Origin of the sequence: Cryobacterium sp. Y29 (genome assembly GCF_002929825.1) — a bacterium.
Lineage (GTDB): Bacteria > Actinomycetota > Actinomycetes > Actinomycetales > Microbacteriaceae > Cryobacterium.
In genome coordinates this window covers 97,949-116,220 of record NZ_PJJN01000037.1, presented here as the reverse complement: position 1 = coordinate 116,220, position 18,272 = coordinate 97,949, and the positions used below count along the sequence as shown (strand labels likewise).

The following is an 18,272-nucleotide window of genomic DNA, read 5'->3' as shown; positions in this document are numbered from 1 at the left end:
TTCGGTAACTATGTTTTAGTGAGAACGTGACGTGATAGCCCGGGCACCAATTCTCCCTGAGATCGAGGAGAGCAAACGATATGGCCGAGACAATTGTTCTTGCACTGAATGGCGGCACGGGAAGTCCCGCTGCGCTCGACTGGGTGATCGAGCGTGCCCGCACTTCTCACCTATCCCTGGAACTCACCACCGTTATTGATCTGGCCAGATTGCCGACGACCATTACGAAGGACTGGGTTCTTCCCGCTTACGAGCAGATGTTGATGGATGCCGCGAATCGGGTGAAACGCGACGCGCCCGCCGTGCAGGTGATGACGTCGGTACGACGAGGCGCGCCGCGCCACGAGCTGTTGATTTCCGCCGCGGATGCCGATCTGATGGTTATCGGTACGCGTGAGGCCGCAGGCTCCCTCTATGGAACATTGCGCCACCAGATCGCAGCGGGTGTGACCTGCCCCCTCGTTACCGTGCCCACAGACTGGACGCCTTGTAACGGTGCCATCGTCGTCGGCGTGGATGACGACGAAACTTCTCACCTTGCGGTGGACTTCGCCGCTCGGGAAGCTGAGCGGCTCGGCCGTGAACTGTCGGTCGTGCATGCGTGGCGCATCCCCACCCTGCTCGCTCTCGGATGGTTGAGCGCTGGTGCTAGCCCTTATGACGAGATACGGATGGCGCACGCTGAAGTTTTGGCGGGAGTGGTTGAACGGGTTCGTGCCGAGCATCCGACCGTGATGGTGCGAGACACCCTCGAACACGGATCTGCTGCTGTGGTCCTCACCAACGCGGCCGAGTACGCTGAACTGGTCGTGGTGGGAACCCACGGACGAGGGATGATGACGGGACTATTACTCGGCTCGGTCGCTCACGACCTCTTGATCAGTATGCCGTGCCCGGTCGTGGTCGTGCCGCACCCAGCCGCCCGGGACCAGGTCCGGAGTGAGAGACGCATAACAGGAACCGGTTCCTAGTTCGCGTTTCACTGGTTCGGAGACCCTCCCGTGGCTATACGGTCGTGGCGTCTTCGACTTCGCCGATGAGTTCCTCGATGATGTCCTCGAGGAATAAAACTCCGGTGGCGACGCCGTCCGCGTCGAAGGACGTGGCCACGTGCGCTCCCAGCCGGCGCATGGCTGCCAGGGCATCCTCTAATTCGCTGTCCCGGAAGACGGACGCCAGGCGGCGGATGCGTTTGGCGGGAACGGGCCGGGTGAACGTGTTTCCGTCGGTGAGATCCATCACATCCTTGAGGTGCAGGTATCCGGTGGGTTGCCCGTCTTCGTCGGTGAGGATATAGCGGGAGTATCCGTGCTGGGCGACAGCTTGTTGAATGTCGGACGGCGACGCCAAGGCCGGTAGGTGAACCATCGAGGACAGGGGTACCTCTACGTCGGAGACGCGTTTTGAGGTGAACTCGAACGCAGCCGAGAGGGTGCCCGAGGCATCCCGCAATAATCCTTCGCGTGTGGACTCTTCCACGATGCCGGCAACCTCGTCGAGGGTGAATGCGCTGGTCGCCTCATTCTTGGGCTGCACTTTGAACAGGCGCAGCACCCCGTTCGCCAACCAGTTCAAGCTGCCGATCACGGGTGTGAAGATGCGGGCGACGAGCACGAGCGGTGGCGCCAGGATGAGCGCGGCACGGTCGGGAACGGAGAAGGAAATGTTTTTGGGAATCATCTCGCCGAAGACGACGTGCAGGAAGGTCACCAGCGCCAAAGCGATACCAAAAGCGATCACACTGATCGCGGCGTCGGAGAGTCCGGTCACGGCGAGTGGGTACTCCAACAGGCCGTGAATGGCCGGTTCGGACACGTTCAGGATCAGCAACGAGCACACGGTGATGCCGAGTTGGCTGGTCGCCAGCATTAGAGTTGCGTGTTCCATCGCCCACAGGGTGGTCTTCGCGGCCTTACTGCCGCGTTCGGCGAGCGGTTCAATCTGCGAGCGCCGGGCCGAGATCACGGCGAACTCGGCACCGACGAAGAATGCGTTGACGATCAACAGCACGACGAGCCAGATCAGGCCCGGCCAGTACTCACTCATGGGTTAGGTCCTTCTGGATCTGGTTGACGATTCGGTCGTGTCTGGTGGCCAGACTGGGGTCGTGCTCCGGGTCGGACGGGGTGTAGCGCACGCGTTGAACCTGCACGCCATCCACCCGGTCGATCCGCAGGAGCCCTCCATCGATAGGGACCTCGTCGCCCACCTCGGGAATCCGGTCGAGTTGGTCGGCGATGAACCCGGCAACGGTTTCGTAGTCGCCGTCGTCGGGAACGGTGACACCGGCACGGTCGAACAGTTCGTCCGGCCGCCAGCTGGCGTCGAACACCACGGACCGCCCCGAGCGGATGACGCCAGCTTTCGCCCGATCATGCTCGTCTTCCAGCTCGCCCACGAGTTCTTCGACGAGGTCTTCCAACGTGACGATGCCCGCCGTTCCGCCGTATTCATCAGCGACGACAGCGATCTGGAAGCCCTGCTTACGCAGCAGAGCGAGGAGGGTGTCCACGGCCATCGACTCGGGCACACGCAGCGCGTCCATCTTGAGTTCGTCGGCAGTGATCTGATCGCGGCGGTCGAGCTCGACCGCGAAGGCCTGCTTGACGTGCAGGATACCGACGATGTCGTCGGAGTTTTTATCGATGACCGGAAAACGCGAGTAGCCGGTGGCCGTAGAGAGCCGCACGATACTGTCGGCCGTATCAGCGACCTGGACGGAGGCCATCCGCACCCGAGGTGTCATGACGTCGGCGACCGTGTGATCGGCGAACCGGAGCGTGCGGTGCAGCATCGCCGCGTGATCGGTGTCGAGCACGCCCTCCAGAGCCGACCGCCGCACCAGGAAGCTGAGCTCTTCCGCGGTGCGCGCCCCAGATAGTTCTTCCTTGGGCTCGATGCCCACCAGACGGATCAGGGCATTGGCGGTGTTGTTGAATAGCAAGATGATGGGTTTGAACACTGCAGTGAACAGTGCTTGCGGGGGCACGACGATTTTGGCCGTGGCCAACGGTACGGCCAAAGCAAAGTTTTTCGGCACAAGCTCGCCGATCACCATGGAGAACAGTGTCGCCACCGAAATCGCGATGATGGAGCCGAGCACGGGGATCAGGCCGTCGGGTATACCGACTCCTGCCAAGGGCTCCGTCAGCAATGATGTGATTGCGGGCTCGAACGTGAACCCAGTCAGCAGTGTGGTCAGGGTGATGCCCAATTGCGCGCTGGACAGGTGCGTCGACGTGATCTTCAGCGCCTTGATAGTCGGTCCGAGGCGCTTTTCGCCGCGTTCCTGACGGGCCTCAAGATCGTTGCGGTTCAACGTGACAAGAGAAAACTCGGCCGCAACGAATATACCCGTACCCACGGTCAGGAGCAGGCCCACCCCCACCATCGCCCACTCAAACAGCATGTGGCCCCCTCAAATTTGGGGACATTGTGCGAAGAAGCGATGGAAGGGGCGAGGGTTTATCAGGGTCCATTGTGTCACCAGAGTACCAAAGGCACTCGGAGCAGGCTGAGAAAAGTACCGCAACCATCCGTCGGGCGCCGCTTCGACACCCTGGCGGCCCCTCGCACGCCCGGGCCCACAAACACCCGCGAACGGAACCCTTGGCGCTCAGCCATTGAATGGCACAACCGTGCGCTGACTTCCACTGCAATGGGAACATCCGGTCGCTGCAAGGCTTGTGCGAACGCCGTGCCGAGCTGTTCGAGGGTGCGCCCAGCGGGAAGTTCCACGATTCCGATCGTGATCCCGGAGGCGTCCGGTGTGACGCTGCCCATGCCCACGTGCGCGGCAGGCACAAGCCCTGGGGTGGTCACTGCGAAGAGCCCCGACCACACACGAATTACCCAGTGCCCAGCGGCAGGCGAGCGACTCCGCTGGCCATCACAATGACGTGCGTTTGCTGGGACGGCGACCCGGACACCTTCGAATCATCATTGTCTACATTGTTCCCTCGGGTTGTTCCCTCGGGTGCCGAGAGGGCAATGATTCCGTAAGGCTCGCCCGAGAAAATGCCCGGTGAAGGAGGAGCGGATTCTGAGAGTCAACGCAACAAGAATGTTTTTGTGCGCCCTATCCCTGGGCATTTTGCGGCTATCACGAATTCACCTCAGACGCCTCAGATGACTCGGCGGTTTTGAGATATTGCTTATCTCTGGGGATGTGAGACTCACGGATGCCCAGCGGCTCGTGAGCGTCGTGCGGTGCTTCTTTGGCGAGTGAGGTTCAAGGGGGTGTTGGCAGCGTATCAATTGAGTGATACATAAGTGTATCGTTTGAGTGATACAAGTCGAGGGGTGGTAGAGATGGTTTGGTTGTTCTTCATGGTGCTGGGCCCTGTGGCAGCGGGCATTGTTCTCGCGTCGGTGTGGTGGCTGGTTTGGGGGTGCAAGAGGGAGCAGCCTGGCGGCAGCCCGAGCGCGTTTTCTCTGGCGGCGGGGCTGACTCTTTTGCTTGGTGGGGTCGCGGCGCGGCTAATGGATGGGCTACTGCCGCTAGTGCTCGAGGTTCCGAGTGGGGTCTGGGAGTGGTACTCCGACTACCGGTTCGCGATCCCGCTATGGCTCGGCATCCTCGGCTTGGTGCTCGTCGCTTTCCCCGTTCGGGCACGACGCGGGCGGGGCGCTGCGGACCTCACGCCCCGGACGGCGCTTAGTTTCGCGCGCGGGTGGTGGTTCGTCACTCCTACCGTGGTCCTCGCGCTCATCCTCGTTGCCACCTTCACGGCTGGTGCCGTCTCGGAGCCGGATGAGGTGACAGGCCGATACACGATGTACACCGTGGACCTCGGTGGGGAACGGATTATGGGTACCAGCATCTATGGATGGTTCTACTCCGTACCCTGTCTGATCCTCATCGGACTCATGATCGCGATCGTCGTACTCGACCTGGTCCTTATCTCCCGACCAGCACTTGACCATGACCAAGCGCGTGATGTGCATATCCGGTCCGTCCGCGCACGTAACGTCCTCTTGGTCGGAACAGGTGCGCTCCTCGTGCACCTCGGGCTTATCTTCGGCTCGCTCGCCGGGACTGCCTCGATACGGTCGTGGTTCCCGACCTCGGAGGGAGGCGTGACGTTCTGGACGACGTTCGCCGCGCTACAGCCGGCGCTCACCGGCGCGTCCAGTGTCGCCGCTGCACTCGGGCTTACCCTCTGGGCCGCGGTCGCCCTGTCCGCGATCCCGTCTACGCGGCGTGCTTCAGCCACCGTCAGATCATGATCATCACCTTGTCAGGCTTCGCGCCGCCCACGGAGCAGATCCGCGATCAAATCCGCGGGCTGATCGCTTCGGGGCGGCTTGCAGCCGCCGAGCGCCTTCCCTCGGTTCGTCAGCTGGCGAAGGACCTCGACGTAGCCCCTGGCACCGTCGCAAAGGCATACAAGGCGCTCGAAACCGAGGGCTATCTCACCGCCCGCACCGGCGGGGGAACCCGTGTCAGCCGAAGCGCGGCGAGGACACCGCGACCGGTTTTGGAAGCCGCCCGCCAACTCGTCACTATCAGCACCCACGCCGGCACTGGCCTGGACGACACCATCCGTATCCTCCGTGCAATCTGGCCCGAACAGCACGCCGAAGCCGCAACACCGGAAGTATCGTCTTCGCAATCGTCATGAGTTCTCGGAGTGCCTCATTGTTAGACACTTCGGTGTAGGTCTAAACCCGGTGATCTCCGGTGAAAACCATGCTTCTGGTATCATCTCTGTGGTGAATGCATGCTGTGTTCATGCGTCACGGGACGACCTCGGATGCCGCGGTTTGTAGGGGGACGGCCTCCGATTAAGGCAGGCTCATGCCCATCAAGCGCCACGTTGATTCTCACACCCCGACCGAGGTCCGCTCGAACGATGGTTGGCGGGCTCTGCTGAGCCGATCAACGACGATGACCCTCGCGATTGCATGGCTGGTCTCGATCGGCGTGCTGACAGTCGGCCATGATCTTGTCGCCCACCCGCCGAGTGTGGCAGTCGCGGTGGGCGTGTTCCTGATCGTCCTCGCGGCGATCATGGTCGCCGCGTTCGGAGTCGTCCACCAGGCCGAGAAGCTGGCCCACAAGCTGGGAGAACCATTCGGTACGTTGGTTCTGACGTTGACCGTCGTCATCATTGAAGTCGTCCTCATTTCCTCGGTCATGCTTGGGCCGTCGGGATCGTCGACGATCGCACGCGACTCGGTGTTCGCCGTCATGATGATCATCATCAACGGAGTCATGGGTGTGTCCCTCCTCCTCGGCGGCATGAAGCACGGCCCGCAGCGCTACAACATGGAAGGCGCGTCGGTCTACGTTGCGATGATCGCCGTGTTGTCGCTGTGTACGCTCGTGCTGCCAAACTTTATAGTGTCCACTTCCAACGGGAGTCTCGTGCCCGCGCAGGCCATCGCCGTCTCGGTACTGGCGGCGGCACTCTACGGGTTCTTCATCTACCTGCAGACGGGGAAGAACCGGGCGTTGTTCACGCAGCCCAGCCACGCCCAGGCGATCTTTGGAAGCGTCACGACCGCCGAGATTCCAAAAACCCGCCCCGACTCTCGTGCGGCCGCTGTCGTCGGCATGGGCAGGGGCGAGCTGGTTCGGCGGGTCCTCCTGCTGGTCGGTACCGTCCTGCCGATCGTGCTGCTCGCCCACGACCTTGGGATCCTGGTCGACGCCGGTATCACGGCCACGGGCGCTCCAGTCGCGTTGGGCGGGGTGATCATCGCGATCATCGTCTTCACGCCAGAGGCGATGACCGCAGTTCGGGCGGCACTGGCTGACGAGGGCCAACGCACCCTCAACCTCGGACTCGGGGCGTTCGTGTCTACGGTCGGGCTCACCATCCCGACAGTACTGATCATCGGTCTAGCGACAGGCCAAGAAGTCATTCTTGGGGAATCGAGCGCAAATATGGTGCTCATCGCAGTGACACTGGCAGCGAGCATCATCACCTATTTCTCGCCGCGCACCACTGCCCTCCACGGAGCTGTCCACCTGGTGCTGTTTGGCATGTTCGCCGTACTGCTCTTTGCCCCATAACTCTATTTGCCCCATAACTCCGCGACCTTAGTCGAGCGAAAGTCCCGATGCGATCGGGATGGCAGCCGGGCGCCCCTGTGCGTGGGCTGTCACTCGGCTATGACTTGGCCGGGCGCCGGCTGGTAACTCAGCGATGCCCGTCCACGAAGCGTGCGGGTGGTATCACAGTGATTCCGGAGGCTCTCAATGAACTCGTCGTTTTCGGCTTTCAGCCCGCTCGATATCAGTCTTATCGACGCGCCCGTACTGGGAACGCTCTACGCGGTCACCGGACTCGCGCTGCTGCTCGTGCTGCTCGGCCCCACCGGCGTGCGTCGCGCCGTGATCACCGTCATTGGCGCCGTCGTCGGTGCGTGCGGCGGTTGGGCCCTGGCCTGGGTTATCACCGACGTCTGGGACCCGTGGGGTGTCTCGTTCTCGACCGGAACCGGTCTGTGGACCGCTGCCCTGGGGGCGAGCCTTAGCGTGGTCGTGCTGAATCTCAGCGGCCAGGTGCGGTGGCGCCGCGGCGTCGCCGTTGGCGCCATCGGACTCTGTCTGCTCAGCGCTGCGGCGGGAATCAACGCCGATGTCGGTGAATTTCCCACCCTGCGTGTCGCCCTCGGGCTCGCAAGCTATCCGCCCGTTGACGCGGGCCTCGCAACCGCACAGGCCCACGCTGCCCAGACTCCAGCCGTGCATCCCGACCCAGCGAATGCGGCCAGCAGCACAGCATCCATCGACTCCGGGGTCGTCGGTACGGTCACCATTCCGGCTACCAGCTCGGGTTTCGTCTCCCGCGACGCGTTGGTCTATCTGCCGCCGGCGGTGCGTCGCGCGAACCCGCCGGCCCTGCCGGTGGTCGAGATGCTCTCCGGGCAGCCGGGCAGCCGGGCAGCCCGAGCGACGTGTTCACGTCCGACCGGTTGGCGGGCATTCTCGATACGTACGCGCGAGCGCATTACGGTCTCGCCCCCATCGTTGTCGTTCCCGATCAACTCGGCGCGCCGAGCCACAATCCGATGTGTGTCGACTCAGCGCTCGGCAATTCGGCCAGCTATCTCACCGTCGACGTTCCGGTTTGGATCAGGTCGCACTTGCACGTCACCGCCCAACCTTCCGGGTGGACCATCGCCGGTTTCTCCCAGGGCGGCACGTGCTCCATTCAACTCGGCGCTGCGCACCCGGAGCTGTACGCTACCATCTTGGACATCGCGGGAGAGCTCGTTCCCAGAAACGGAAGTGAGGCGCACACCGTGCAATCCGGTTTTGGTGGCAGCGCTTCCCTCTACGCCGCGGCTGCGCCCTCCGCTATTCTCGCCGCCCGCCAACCCTGCGCCGAGCTCGGTGCCATTTTTGTGGTCGGCGACGACGATATACGCTTTCTGCCGGGGGTGCACGCGGTAGCGGATGCCGCCCAGCGCGCCGGCGTCGTTACCCACTTGTTCGAGTCACCCGGTACGGCCCACGACTGGCGAACGGTTGATTATGCCTGGACCACGGCCCTGCCGATCATCGCCGCACGTACCGCATTGCTCGCGCCGGCCGTGATTGCGACGACGAGGTGACCACCAACGACATCACGAGCGACGCAACCGCCCTCGGACCGCCCGGGAGCGAACCCGCGAGAGGCTCCGCCCTGCGATCGCTTTACCGATGGTCCAGCCAGCGACCCTTCGCCGTCTTCTATGCCGTGGCACTGCTCGCGGTGGGCCTCGCTACGGGAGCAGTCGCCGGACCGGCCCGCGGTATCCGTCTGCTATTCGGCACCGGCTACGAGTCGGTCATCGAACGCGGGCATTGGTGGTCTCCGCTCACCTCGGTGTTCTTTGTCGATAATGGCGTCGAATTATTGTTGGCGCTGGCCGGCGCAGTGGTTCTGCTGGGTTTCGCCGAACGGCTGATGGGAACCCGCCGCACCGTCATCGTCTTTCTGGTGACGTCGATTCTCGGTGCCGCAATCGGCCTCGGCGCCCAGTACCTCGGTGTCGCCGGGGGCGAAATGTGGTCGCGCGGCGTGCGCGAGTTGTGGGCCATCGACCCCTTCACGCCCATGTTCGGCAGCGCCCTGGCCGCCAGCTACTTCGTCGGCCCGCTCTGGCGGCGTCGCATCCGCGTGCTCGGGCTGTCGACGGTGCTCGTACTCGTGCTCTATTCCGGCCAGCCCTCCGACCTCTACCGCCTGCTGGCCGCGGTTGTCGGGCTTGGTGTGGGGTGGCTCTGGCGCCCGTCACTCCGGGTGGCGTCGTGGCGGCGCAGTTCCGACCACGAAACCCGCACGCTGCTGGCCGCCATCGTCGGTATGGTTGCCGTCGGTCCGGTCGTCACCATCTTTTCCGGCGCCCGTTTTGGGCTGCTCGCACCGCTTGGACTGCTGCTCACCCAGGACGCACCGAGCGCTGGGGCGGTCATCGACCGCTGCCGGCTGGGCGATATCACCCGGCAGTGTGTGCAGGAACTCAGCCTCGAACGTATCGGCGGGGCCGGCCCCGTGCTGGTCAGCTTGCTGCCCCTGCTCACCCTCGTTGTGGCAGCTTTCGGGCTGGCTCGCGGACGGCGATTCGCCGCGTGGCTGGCCATCACGATCAACGTTGGATTGGCGATACTCGCCGCCTGGTACTTCGGGCTGCTGCCGATCTTCGGGCAGGCCTACGTGTGGCAGTGGCAATCCGGCCGGTACTTCGAAGTCACGCTTATCCTCGCGGTGTCGGTGCTCGTGCCGCTCGCCGTGGCCGTCGTCATCCTCGGCAATCTGCGCCACTTTCCGGTGGCCTCTCGCACGGGCGTGCGTCGCCGATTTCTGCTCGTCACGGCTGGAAGTCTCGCCGCACTCGCCACGTTCTATCTCGGGGTCGGATGGCTGCTCCGCGATCACTTTCGGCCTGCGGTGACTCTGCTCGACCTGCTCGCGGATGTGCCTGAGCGGTTCATTCCGGTCGGTTTCCTGCGCCTGGAGCGAGTGTCTTTTCTTCCGGCCGACCCTCTCTCCACAGCCTTGTATGACGGTGTCGGCGCTGCATTCTGGATCGTCGTCTTCGTGGGGGCGATCGTCTGCCTGCGGAGCGCCTCCGTCGGCCAGACCGCCGATGCACCAAGTCGACTGCGCTCGCTCCTCTGTGAGCATGGCGGCGGATCGCTCGGCTGCATGACCACCTGGACCGGCAATTCGCTGTGGTTCACCTCCAGCGGACGCACGGCCATCGCCTACCGGGTGGTCAACGGCATCGCCATCACGACCTCCGAGCCGGTCGGACCACGCTCCGAGGCCGTTGCCGCCGTCGCTTTCTTCGCTCGCATGTGTGACGACAACGGCTGGGTTCCGGTTTTCTACAGCGTGCACGAGAACTGGCAGGGAGTTTTCGCCTCATTGGGCTGGCCGAGTGTGCAGGTGGGGGAGGAGACGTTGTTGCGGCCGAACAGATGGAGCACGACGGGGAAGAAATGGCAGGATATCCGCTCGTCGATCAATCGCGCCGACCGCGCTGGGGTGCGGGCTGAGTGGACCAGCTACCGGTCGCTCTCGTTCGCGGCAGCTGCCCAAATCGCCGAAATCTCTGAGCAGTGGGTTCAAGAGAAGGAACTCCCCGAACTGGGGTTCACCCTTGGTGGCCTTGACGAGTTGCGTGACCCGGTGGTGCGCCTCATGATCGCCGTCGACGCTGAAGACCGCGTGCACGCCGTGACGAGTTGGCTGCCGACCTACCGGGACGGTGAAATCGTGGGCTGGACCCTCGACTTTATGCGGCGCCGTCCCGACAGTATCAACGGCGTCATGGAATTTCTGATCGCTCAAACTGCTGAGCGCATGCGGGAACGCCCGGAGATTGAGTTTCTCAGCCTGTCAGTGGCGCCGCTCGCTCCCTCATCGGGCCCTCGGCAGGGCGGTATTGCCACTGGTCTGCTCGAGTACCTTGGTCGCACGCTCGAGCCGGTGTACGGGTTTCGATCATTACTGGCGTTCAAAAGCAAGTTCCAGCCCGAGTATGCGCCGGTCTTCATGGCGTTCCCCGACTCGGTCGCGCTGCCGGAGATCGGGCTCGCCCTCGCCAAAGCCTATCTGCCCAGTCTGTCGATGCGGCAAGTGGTCACTCTGGTGCGCGGACTCGGCCAGTAGCATCCGCTCGCCGGGGCCTTCATCCATGTGGTCGCAACCGTGCCAAACGGTGCTAGCCTGAAAATGTGTTGAACGGTACGCTCCTCCTTAGCTGCCGCGACGAGTCCTAATCTAAAGGCCTCCCTCGTCGCGGCGTTTGTCGTTGGCTGTACGACACCACGAGGAACAGGATCATGAAGAACAATCAGACCGCATCCACCCTGCCGATCCACCGCTACCGCCCGTACCACGAGCAGTTCGCCGTGGAACTGACCGACCGTACCTGGCCGAGCAATCACATCACCAGTGCCCCGCGCTGGTGCGCGGTCGACCTGCGGGACGGCAACCAGTCGCTCATCGATCCGATGAGCCCCGAGCGCAAGCGCATCATGTTCGACCTGCTCGTGCGCATGGGCTATAAGGAGATCGAAGTAGGCTTTCCGTCGGCAAGCCAGACCGATTTCGACTTCGTACGCAGCCTCATCGACGAGAACGCCATTCCCGACGACGTCACCATCCAGGTGCTCACCCAGGCGCGAGAGCACTTGATCAAGCGCACGTATGAGTCCATCACGGGCGCCAAGCAAGCTATCGTGCACTTCTATAATTCCACGAGTATCCTGCAGCGCGAGGTCGTTTTTCGCGAAGACAAGCAGGGCATCATCGACCTGGCCCTGTTCGGGGCGCGTCTCTGCAAGCAGATGGAAGCGACCATTCCCGGCACGACCATCTACTACGAGTACTCCCCGGAAAGCTTCACCGGCACTGAGCTGGACTTCGCCGTGGACATCACTAATCAGGTCGTCGAGATCCTCGCGCCCACCCCGGAACGCAAAGTGATCGTCAATCTGCCGGCCACCGTCGAGATGGCCACCCCAAACGTGTACGCCGACTCCATTGAGTGGATGAGCCGTCACCTGACCCAGCGCGAGAACATCCTCATCTCGCTGCACCCGCACAATGACCGCGGCACCGCCATCGCCGCCGCCGAACTCGGCTACCTGGCCGGCGCCGACCGCATCGAAGGCTGCCTCTTCGGTAACGGAGAGCGAACCGGAAACGTCGACCTCGTCGCCCTTGGCGTCAACTTGTTCACCCAGGGCATCGACCCGCAGATCGACTTCAGCAACATCGACGAGATCAAGCGCACTGCCGAGTACTGCAACCAGCTGCCGGTTCCGGAGCGCAACCCCTGGGCTGGTGATCTGGTCTTCACAGCCTTCAGTGGATCGCACCAGGACGCCATCAAAAAAGGCTTCGAAGCCATGGACGCCGACGCGGCCAAACAGGGCTGCACCGTCAACGACCTGGTCTGGGCCGTTCCCTACCTGCCGATCGACCCGAAGGACCTCGGCCGTAGCTACGAAGCAGTGATCCGGGTCAACTCGCAGTCTGGCAAGGGCGGCGTCGCCTATCTGCTCAAGACCGACCACGCCCTCGACCTGCCCCGTAAATTGCAGATCGAATTCTCTGGCGTCGTTCAGGCCAAAACCGACGCCGAGGGCGGCGAGGTGACGAGCAAGCAGATCTGGGACATCTTCAACGACGAGTACCTGCCGGCCACGATCAAGAACCCTGAAGCCAAGTGGGGCAGGTTCGAACTGCACTCCACTCGCACATCGAGCGACCTGTCGGGCACGGTCGACCTGGCGGTCGAACTGCGCGACGGCGACACCGTGGCGCCGGCCACCGGTTCCGGCAACGGCCCGATCAACGCGTTTCTTGGCGTGATGGCCGAGCGTGGTATCGCGATCACACTGTACGACTATGTGGAGCATGCCCTCTCGGCCGGCGGCGACGCGCAAGCGGCCGCCTACGTCGAGCTCGACGTGAACGGCAAGCGCTACTGGGGCGTCGGCATCGACGCGGACATCTCCACCGCGTCGCTCAAGTCGGTCGTCTCCGCCGTCAACCGCGGCATCCGCGCGGAGGTCGGTGACCTGGAACTGGCCGCCGTCTAACGCCACAGCATCCGTTTTTTCGCACACACAAAAGCCCAGTCCCGTAAGTACAGGGCTGGGCTTTCGTTGCACCATCCGGGTGCGGCCGGTGAGCCAGCGAACCGGTGATCAAGCCAGCGCGGGTAGATGCACCGTTCGGTCCGCGCGCTTTGTTCCCAGCAGCACGGTGCAATCGTTGATCGCGTGTTCGAGCAGGGTATACAGCCGGGCGTCCGGGTCGCCGATGCAGGCCTCTCCGATACCCTGCACGGCAACGCGAATGATTGTGTCGGCGGTACGCGCCGTGAATTTGGTGCGCGACCATGCATGCACACTGCCGATGAAGCCGCGTGCCCAGCGCTCGGCATCGGTCGCTTCATCGAGGGCGGCCCGAACGAGGGGGCGCATCTGCTCGGCCAGCGCCGGATCAAGAACGGATGCGGTGCGCTCGCAGGTGAGCACACCCACCGCGAGCGCGCGCTGGCGTTCCAAGCTGGCCACCGGAAGCGCTTCGCAGCCAGCCCGCAGCGCAATCACGACTTCGACCCGCTTGTCGGAACCGGTGAGGCCGATAACCGACGGAATCAGCAGTGCCAGCCGCGATCTGGCGTTGTCTGAACTGCAGTCGTTGACCATGCGTGCCAGCGAGGCGAGCTCCGGGTGGGTGCATGCCGGGTGGTCGCTCCAGGACTCGCCAGCGAGGTAGGAGGCGAATTCCATGAAGCACGCTCCGCTTTTAGGAGTGCGATGTTTGCCACGCGAAAGCACGGGCATAATGTCGGGCAGGCTGCCCTGGACTGGTTTCATGAAAACCTCCATACCGCGGGAACTATGTGCCCTCAAGTCTCCCCCCGTCCGGCCTGAAACACCAGACCCGAACCGACTCCGCCAGCAAATTATGAGCATTTATTATGTCATGCCTGCCCACTCCCCGTATGGGGGCTGCCGGTTCGGTCACCGACGCGTCAAGATCGTGCGTAAACCGACCCTTACCTCGTGCGGCGCTCACCCGAAACGCTGCATTCTTTGCCCCCAGGGCCCGAAGACCTGACAGGATTCCATGCTCCGCGCCACCCCTAGCCGTCTGGCCAGCGCATGACGACGACCGCTGTTTTTGTGTGCGCCGTCGCTAGGGGCGGTCCCGGGCGCACCCGTGAGAATCGGCTTGGCCGAGATCGAAGCGTGGACACCCGGATAGGGCGACTGCGTCGCGGACCGAGTCCGCTAGCATCGCTAGCCGCCCACCAGGACCCCCACGTACCAAACCGTCAGCGTTGCCGGTAACGCAGTACAGCCCCGTGATACCCGCACACCCCGACAGGATCCCATGCACCGCGTTCCCCCCGTTTCAGCTGACATTCCGGCACTCGTCACCCCGGGCTCGGGGTCAGGCGACCTTCCGGAGGCTTCAGCGTTGCTCGCCTGTGTGATCCTGGCGCACACCGATCCCGTGCACGTGCGGCGGCTGATCGACGCGCTTGATCCGTTTCCTGTTTTTCTGCACTGCGATTCTCGGGCGAGCCCACGCGTCTTTGCTGCCATGACTACCGACCTTCCGAAGCGCTGCACGGTGCTACCGCGAATGAAGACGGGCTGGGCGCGGTGGGAAAATGTTGCCGCCGAGCTCGCGGGGTTCCGCGCGGCACTGGAATCGACATTCGCGACGCACGTCGCTTTGCTCACCGGAGCCGACTACCCGTTGGCCTCGGCCGAGGAGTTCACCGACACGCTTACTGCCTGTGCCGGTCAATCGATCACCTATATCAACCCGCTGCCCTACGACGGTTGGGGAGCCAATGGGGGACTTGATCGGTTGAAATTCCGCCACTGGGCCGTGCGAAAGCACATGATCCGAATCCCAATTCCCCGCCGGCTTCCGCCCGACGTCGTCTTGTCCGGAGGTTCGCAACTCAAGATTTTGTCTCGCGCCCACGCGCAGACCGTGGTCGATATCGCGGATCGTCGACCCGACCTGGTTCGATTCTGGCGCCGCAGCTGGGTGGCCGACGAGACCTTCATACCCTCGCTGCTCGGCACGTCTGGGTATTTTCCGAACTGGTCCAACGAACATATTCGTGCCACGCCCTGGTGGATCGGGTGGGATGGGACTCGCCGCAAGAGCCCACCGTGGCTCGGCAACGAACAGACCGATTCCGTGCTGTCCCGGCGGAACTTCGCCCAACAAGAGCTCCCGTGCCTATTTGCGCGAAAATTTTCGACTGGTCTGAGTGATCAAATCCTGGATGCAATAGATGCCAGCCGGTCACACTCGGCCCCGGCCGCAGTGGCGAGCGGGGCGTCGTGACCACGATTGATCCCGGTGCAGCGGGCAGTGCCGGGCCGGTGGCACCTCACGCTGACCCAGCACCGGCTGCTTCCTCGCACCTCTTCGGCCGGGGCCTGCTGTACGTCATGGTGTGGTCTCTGCAGCTCGTTGCCGGCACTATCGTGTCGCCGATTCTGGCCCACGTGATGGGACCGGCTGAATTCGGCGCCCTCGCTTCCGCGATTGCACTCCACCAGGTGTTGAGCGTTCTGGCGCTCATCGGGCTCGACCAGGCACTCGTGCTGCAGCGGGGCGAAGACGGTCATACCGATCGGGCTCGTGGCATCATGGCGGTGGGCATCGTAATTGCGCTCGTCGTCGCACTGATCGCCGGTGGTACGGCGCCACTCTGGCGGGATGCTCTCGGTTTTGGCGACTATCCGGCGCTGGTCTTCGCCGTGGTCCTGTGGACCCTCCCCGCGGCGACGGTGCAGATTGTTCTTGCCCTTCTGCTCGCAGAAGACCGGTTAGGTTCGTTTGCGCTGGTCAGCGTTCTGGCCGCCGTTGGCGGTTTGGTCGTCGGTGTTGTCCTGCTCCTCACGGTACGAAACGACGCGGCCACGTATGCGATCGGCGGGGTCGTGAGTCAGACCGTCGCGATGATCATCGGGCTCATCGTAACGAGACCGGTGCTACGGGGACTGCTGGACTGGCCGGTGGCCTGGCGGGCGATCAAACTCGGCGTTCCGCTCGCGCTCGGCGGTTTGGCGATTTTCGTTCTCAACGCGGGGGACCGCATTGTGATTCAACGCATTCTCGGTCCCGAGGAGGTCGGGCGTTACCAGATCGCCTACGTGGTGGGTTCGGTGGTTATCCTCCTGCTCACCTTCACGAGCTCGGCGTGGACGCCTCGCTTTGCGGCCCTGCGCGATGAAAGCCAGCGCTGGCTCCTCGCGGTGCAGTCTCGCAATGAGCTCTACCGACTGCTCATGCCGATGGTTGCAGGTGTGACCCTGGCCGCTCCTTTACTGCTCCGAATCGTGGCACCGCCCAGTTTTCGTCCGGAATCACTCACCCTCATCGTCTTCCTCGTGGCGATTTCGGCGTTTCCCGTTGCCGCTGGCGGCGCCACCGGCCGACTCCTCATCACTCTGCGACGCGGAAAGACGATCGGTCTCATCGCCAGCGTCGCGGCGGCGGGAAATATTGGACTCAACATCTTGCTGGTGCCGATCTACGGCCTTTTGGGGTCAGCCCTGGCTACCCTCCTCGCGTTCTGTGCGCTCGCCGCTCTCCAGCGCTTAGCGCTGCCGGATCGTCCCGCTTTTGCCAGACCGCCCACCCGGCTGATGTGCGCGGTCGCCGTCACGCTCCTCATCGCAGGCGGGTCAGTTCTGCTTCCGCAAACCCTGGGCTGGAACGTCGCCAGGCTTGTCGTCGCCGTGCTGTGCCTGCCGTGGTTTGTCGGAGCACTGCGACGCGCTCGGGCTATTCCTCCCGACGGCACGAGCGAGCCAAATCTCACTTCACGCAGTCACGACGTCCGATCCAACTCCAAGGAGCCGTTCTTGCCACACTCCGTTCATACCTCCCGCATCCCGGCCAGTCCTGCCGACCTCGTGGAACTTCCGGACAACGCTCCCGGCCCGTGCCGCATCGTCGCGATCGACTTGGATCAGCCCTGTCCCGAGTTGGTCATCGAACCGCACTATGACAACGCTCTGATCGTTGGTTGGCGCGCCGGGTGCCCCGTCGGAACGGTATACGTTGAGCTCGGTAGCGCGTGCACTCCGGTGATCGATCAGGTTCAAGCACTGATTGGGGCTACGGTCAATCCTGCGGGCGAAGTAGTTGTTGCCGACATCGATCTGCCGAGCATTTCCGTAGTGGTATCCACCGTTGTCGGGCGCGTGTCCGATCTGCGTCGCCTTCTGGATTCCCTCGAACTCGTGGACTACCCCGCAGTGGAATTTATTATTGTGGACAATCGTCGAACGGTAGGCCCTGACGATCCACTCCCGGAACTGCTGCAGGGACGCGCGGGTATGCGTTCGGTGCGAGCTGTCCAACCGGGCATCTCGGCGGGGCGCAATGCCGGTATCGCCGCCGCTACAGGTGACGTCGTCGCCTATACAGATGACGATGTTCAGGTGGATTCGCAGTGGTTGCGAGCTCTGGGGCGGCGTTTCGCCTTGCAGCCCGAAGTCGATGCCGTGACCGGGTTGATTCTGCCAGCCGAGCTGGAGACGCCTGCGCAGGTGTGGTTCGAACGTTACAGCGGAGGATTCGGTGGCGAGCGAACCTTCACGGCCCTCACCTTGAGCGCCGACTCCGGCCCAGTGCGAGCGATTCGCGGTTCTCGCATTTCCGTGCGAAATGCCGCCGGGACTACAACGCGTCGATTAGCCTTATACGGCGTCGGGGCCTACGGCGCTGGTGCAAATATGGCCTTTCGGCGCAACGTTCTGGAACGACTGGGCGGCTTCGACACTGCGCTGGGCACTGGCACCCCCGCACGCGGAGGCGAGGACCTCGCGATGCTGATCAACGTGCTCTGGGCCGGGGGACAACTGGCTTATGAACCGACCTCCGTCGTTCATCATCGGCATCGTCGGGACTATGCCGGGCTCGTGAACCAAATCCGGGGCAACGGTATCGGTTTCACAGCTATGTTGGTGTCGCTGATCCAGCATGATCGTCGCCACTTGCTCTCCGTGGCCTGGCAGCTACCGCTGGCTGTGGTGCGCATTCTTCAGCAGGGATCGATTCGCATACGAGGCGGTCGGGTCGCTGGCGGAGGATTGAGTGCTTTGGCCCCCGTCCAAGCACGCACCAGCGGGTACCCGAGATCGCTGATTTTAACCGAATTGGGCAACTACTGGCGCGGTCCGGCAGCCTACCGGCGAAGTCAACGAGCAGATCAATCATGGTTGGCCGCTCAGGCGACCCCGCTCGTCGAGAGCCGGGTGTGAC

13 protein-coding genes are annotated in these 18,272 nt (G+C 63.3%); 9 read left to right on the top strand and 4 right to left on the bottom strand.

The features are described from left to right. Window positions 1-80: 80 nt before the first annotated feature. Window positions 81-971 carry a universal stress protein gene (locus CXY74_RS15545; RefSeq protein WP_104201267.1) on the top strand — a complete coding sequence of 297 codons (891 nt, stop codon included), beginning with the start codon at window positions 81-83 and terminating at the stop codon, window positions 969-971. Window positions 972-1,005: 34 nt separating this feature from the next. Here CXY74_RS15545 and CXY74_RS15540 read toward each other — a convergent pair whose 3' ends face one another. Together CXY74_RS15540 and CXY74_RS15535 are read right to left on the bottom strand one after the other, a co-directional pair. Next, window positions 1,006-2,046, bottom strand: a complete 1,041-nt coding sequence (locus CXY74_RS15540; protein ID WP_104201266.1) for a hemolysin family protein — start codon at window positions 2,044-2,046, stop codon at window positions 1,006-1,008. Beyond that, window positions 2,039-3,406: a hemolysin family protein gene (locus CXY74_RS15535; protein WP_104201536.1), complete on the bottom strand. Its 1,368-nt coding sequence runs from the start codon at window positions 3,404-3,406 to the stop codon at window positions 2,039-2,041. The genes CXY74_RS15540 and CXY74_RS15535 overlap by 8 nt, the downstream gene beginning before the upstream one ends. 1,076 nt (window positions 3,407-4,482) lie before the next feature. Between CXY74_RS15535 and CXY74_RS15530 the strand changes: the two genes are divergently transcribed. From CXY74_RS15530 to CXY74_RS15520, 3 genes are all read left to right on the top strand, one after another. Beyond that, window positions 4,483-5,229 carry a hypothetical protein gene (locus CXY74_RS15530; protein WP_146070172.1) on the top strand — a complete coding sequence of 249 codons (747 nt, stop codon included), beginning with the start codon at window positions 4,483-4,485 and terminating at the stop codon, window positions 5,227-5,229. After that, window positions 5,226-5,624: a GntR family transcriptional regulator gene (locus CXY74_RS15525; RefSeq protein ID WP_104201264.1), complete on the top strand. Its 399-nt coding sequence runs from the start codon at window positions 5,226-5,228 to the stop codon at window positions 5,622-5,624. The genes CXY74_RS15530 and CXY74_RS15525 overlap by 4 nt, the downstream gene beginning before the upstream one ends. 176 nt (window positions 5,625-5,800) lie before the next feature. Then, complete coding sequence (locus CXY74_RS15520; protein ID WP_104201263.1) at window positions 5,801-7,021, top strand: calcium:proton antiporter; 1,221 nt, start codon at window positions 5,801-5,803, stop codon at window positions 7,019-7,021. A gap of 183 nt (window positions 7,022-7,204) precedes the next feature. Here the strand turns inward: CXY74_RS15520 and CXY74_RS15515 are convergent, their stop codons facing one another. Continuing rightward, complete coding sequence (locus CXY74_RS15515; protein ID WP_104201262.1) at window positions 7,205-7,702, bottom strand: hypothetical protein; 498 nt, start codon at window positions 7,700-7,702, stop codon at window positions 7,205-7,207. Between the two features lie 206 nt (window positions 7,703-7,908). Here CXY74_RS15515 and CXY74_RS15510 point away from each other — a divergent pair, with 206 nt between their 5' ends. From CXY74_RS15510 to leuA, 3 genes are all read left to right on the top strand, one after another. Continuing rightward, the gene (locus CXY74_RS15510; RefSeq protein ID WP_104201261.1) at window positions 7,909-8,568 is read left to right on the top strand and encodes an esterase family protein; all 660 of its coding nucleotides are present in this window, start codon (window positions 7,909-7,911) and stop codon (window positions 8,566-8,568) included. Beyond that, complete coding sequence (locus CXY74_RS15505; protein ID WP_233193451.1) at window positions 8,565-11,114, top strand: DUF2156 domain-containing protein; 2,550 nt, start codon at window positions 8,565-8,567, stop codon at window positions 11,112-11,114. The genes CXY74_RS15510 and CXY74_RS15505 overlap by 4 nt, the downstream gene beginning before the upstream one ends. 173 nt (window positions 11,115-11,287) lie before the next feature. Then, window positions 11,288-13,054 (top strand): 2-isopropylmalate synthase, encoded by a 1,767-nt coding sequence (gene leuA, locus CXY74_RS15500; RefSeq protein ID WP_104201260.1) that lies wholly within the window; start codon window positions 11,288-11,290, stop codon window positions 13,052-13,054. Window positions 13,055-13,162: 108 nt separating this feature from the next. On the opposite strand, the gene CXY74_RS15495 is transcribed toward leuA, so the two are convergent. Next, window positions 13,163-13,840 carry a hypothetical protein gene (locus tag CXY74_RS15495; protein WP_199183265.1) on the bottom strand — a complete coding sequence of 226 codons (678 nt, stop codon included), beginning with the start codon at window positions 13,838-13,840 and terminating at the stop codon, window positions 13,163-13,165. Window positions 13,841-14,360: 520 nt separating this feature from the next. Between CXY74_RS15495 and CXY74_RS15490 the strand changes: the two genes are divergently transcribed. Both CXY74_RS15490 and CXY74_RS15485 read left to right on the top strand, forming a co-directional pair. Next, the gene (locus tag CXY74_RS15490; RefSeq protein WP_104201259.1) at window positions 14,361-15,338 is read left to right on the top strand and encodes a beta-1,6-N-acetylglucosaminyltransferase; all 978 of its coding nucleotides are present in this window, start codon (window positions 14,361-14,363) and stop codon (window positions 15,336-15,338) included. Then, window positions 15,335-18,271: an oligosaccharide flippase family protein gene (locus tag CXY74_RS15485; protein ID WP_104201258.1), complete on the top strand. Its 2,937-nt coding sequence runs from the start codon at window positions 15,335-15,337 to the stop codon at window positions 18,269-18,271. Before CXY74_RS15490 ends, CXY74_RS15485 begins: the two co-directional genes overlap by 4 nt. Window position 18,272 lies beyond the last annotated feature (1 nt).

What these genes read in the sequence shown, in the direction of transcription:
- CXY74_RS15545 (WP_104201267.1), top strand. Translation starts at nt 81, where the DNA reads ATGGCCGAGACAATTGTTCTTGCACTGAATGGCGGCACGGGAAGTCCC.
- CXY74_RS15530 (WP_146070172.1), top strand. Translation starts at nt 4,483, where the DNA reads ATGGATGGGCTACTGCCGCTAGTGCTCGAGGTTCCGAGTGGGGTCTGG.
- CXY74_RS15515 (WP_104201262.1), bottom strand. Translation starts at nt 7,702, where the DNA reads ATGCACGGCTGGAGTCTGGGCAGCGTGGGCCTGTGCGGTTGCGAGGCC.
- leuA (WP_104201260.1), top strand. Translation starts at nt 11,288, where the DNA reads ATGAAGAACAATCAGACCGCATCCACCCTGCCGATCCACCGCTACCGC.
- CXY74_RS15540 (WP_104201266.1), bottom strand. Translation starts at nt 2,046, where the DNA reads ATGAGTGAGTACTGGCCGGGCCTGATCTGGCTCGTCGTGCTGTTGATC.
- CXY74_RS15495 (WP_199183265.1), bottom strand. Translation starts at nt 13,840, where the DNA reads ATGAAACCAGTCCAGGGCAGCCTGCCCGACATTATGCCCGTGCTTTCG.
- CXY74_RS15520 (WP_104201263.1), top strand. Translation starts at nt 5,801, where the DNA reads ATGCCCATCAAGCGCCACGTTGATTCTCACACCCCGACCGAGGTCCGC.
- CXY74_RS15490 (WP_104201259.1), top strand. Translation starts at nt 14,361, where the DNA reads ATGCACCGCGTTCCCCCCGTTTCAGCTGACATTCCGGCACTCGTCACC.
- CXY74_RS15525 (WP_104201264.1), top strand. Translation starts at nt 5,226, where the DNA reads ATGATCATCACCTTGTCAGGCTTCGCGCCGCCCACGGAGCAGATCCGC.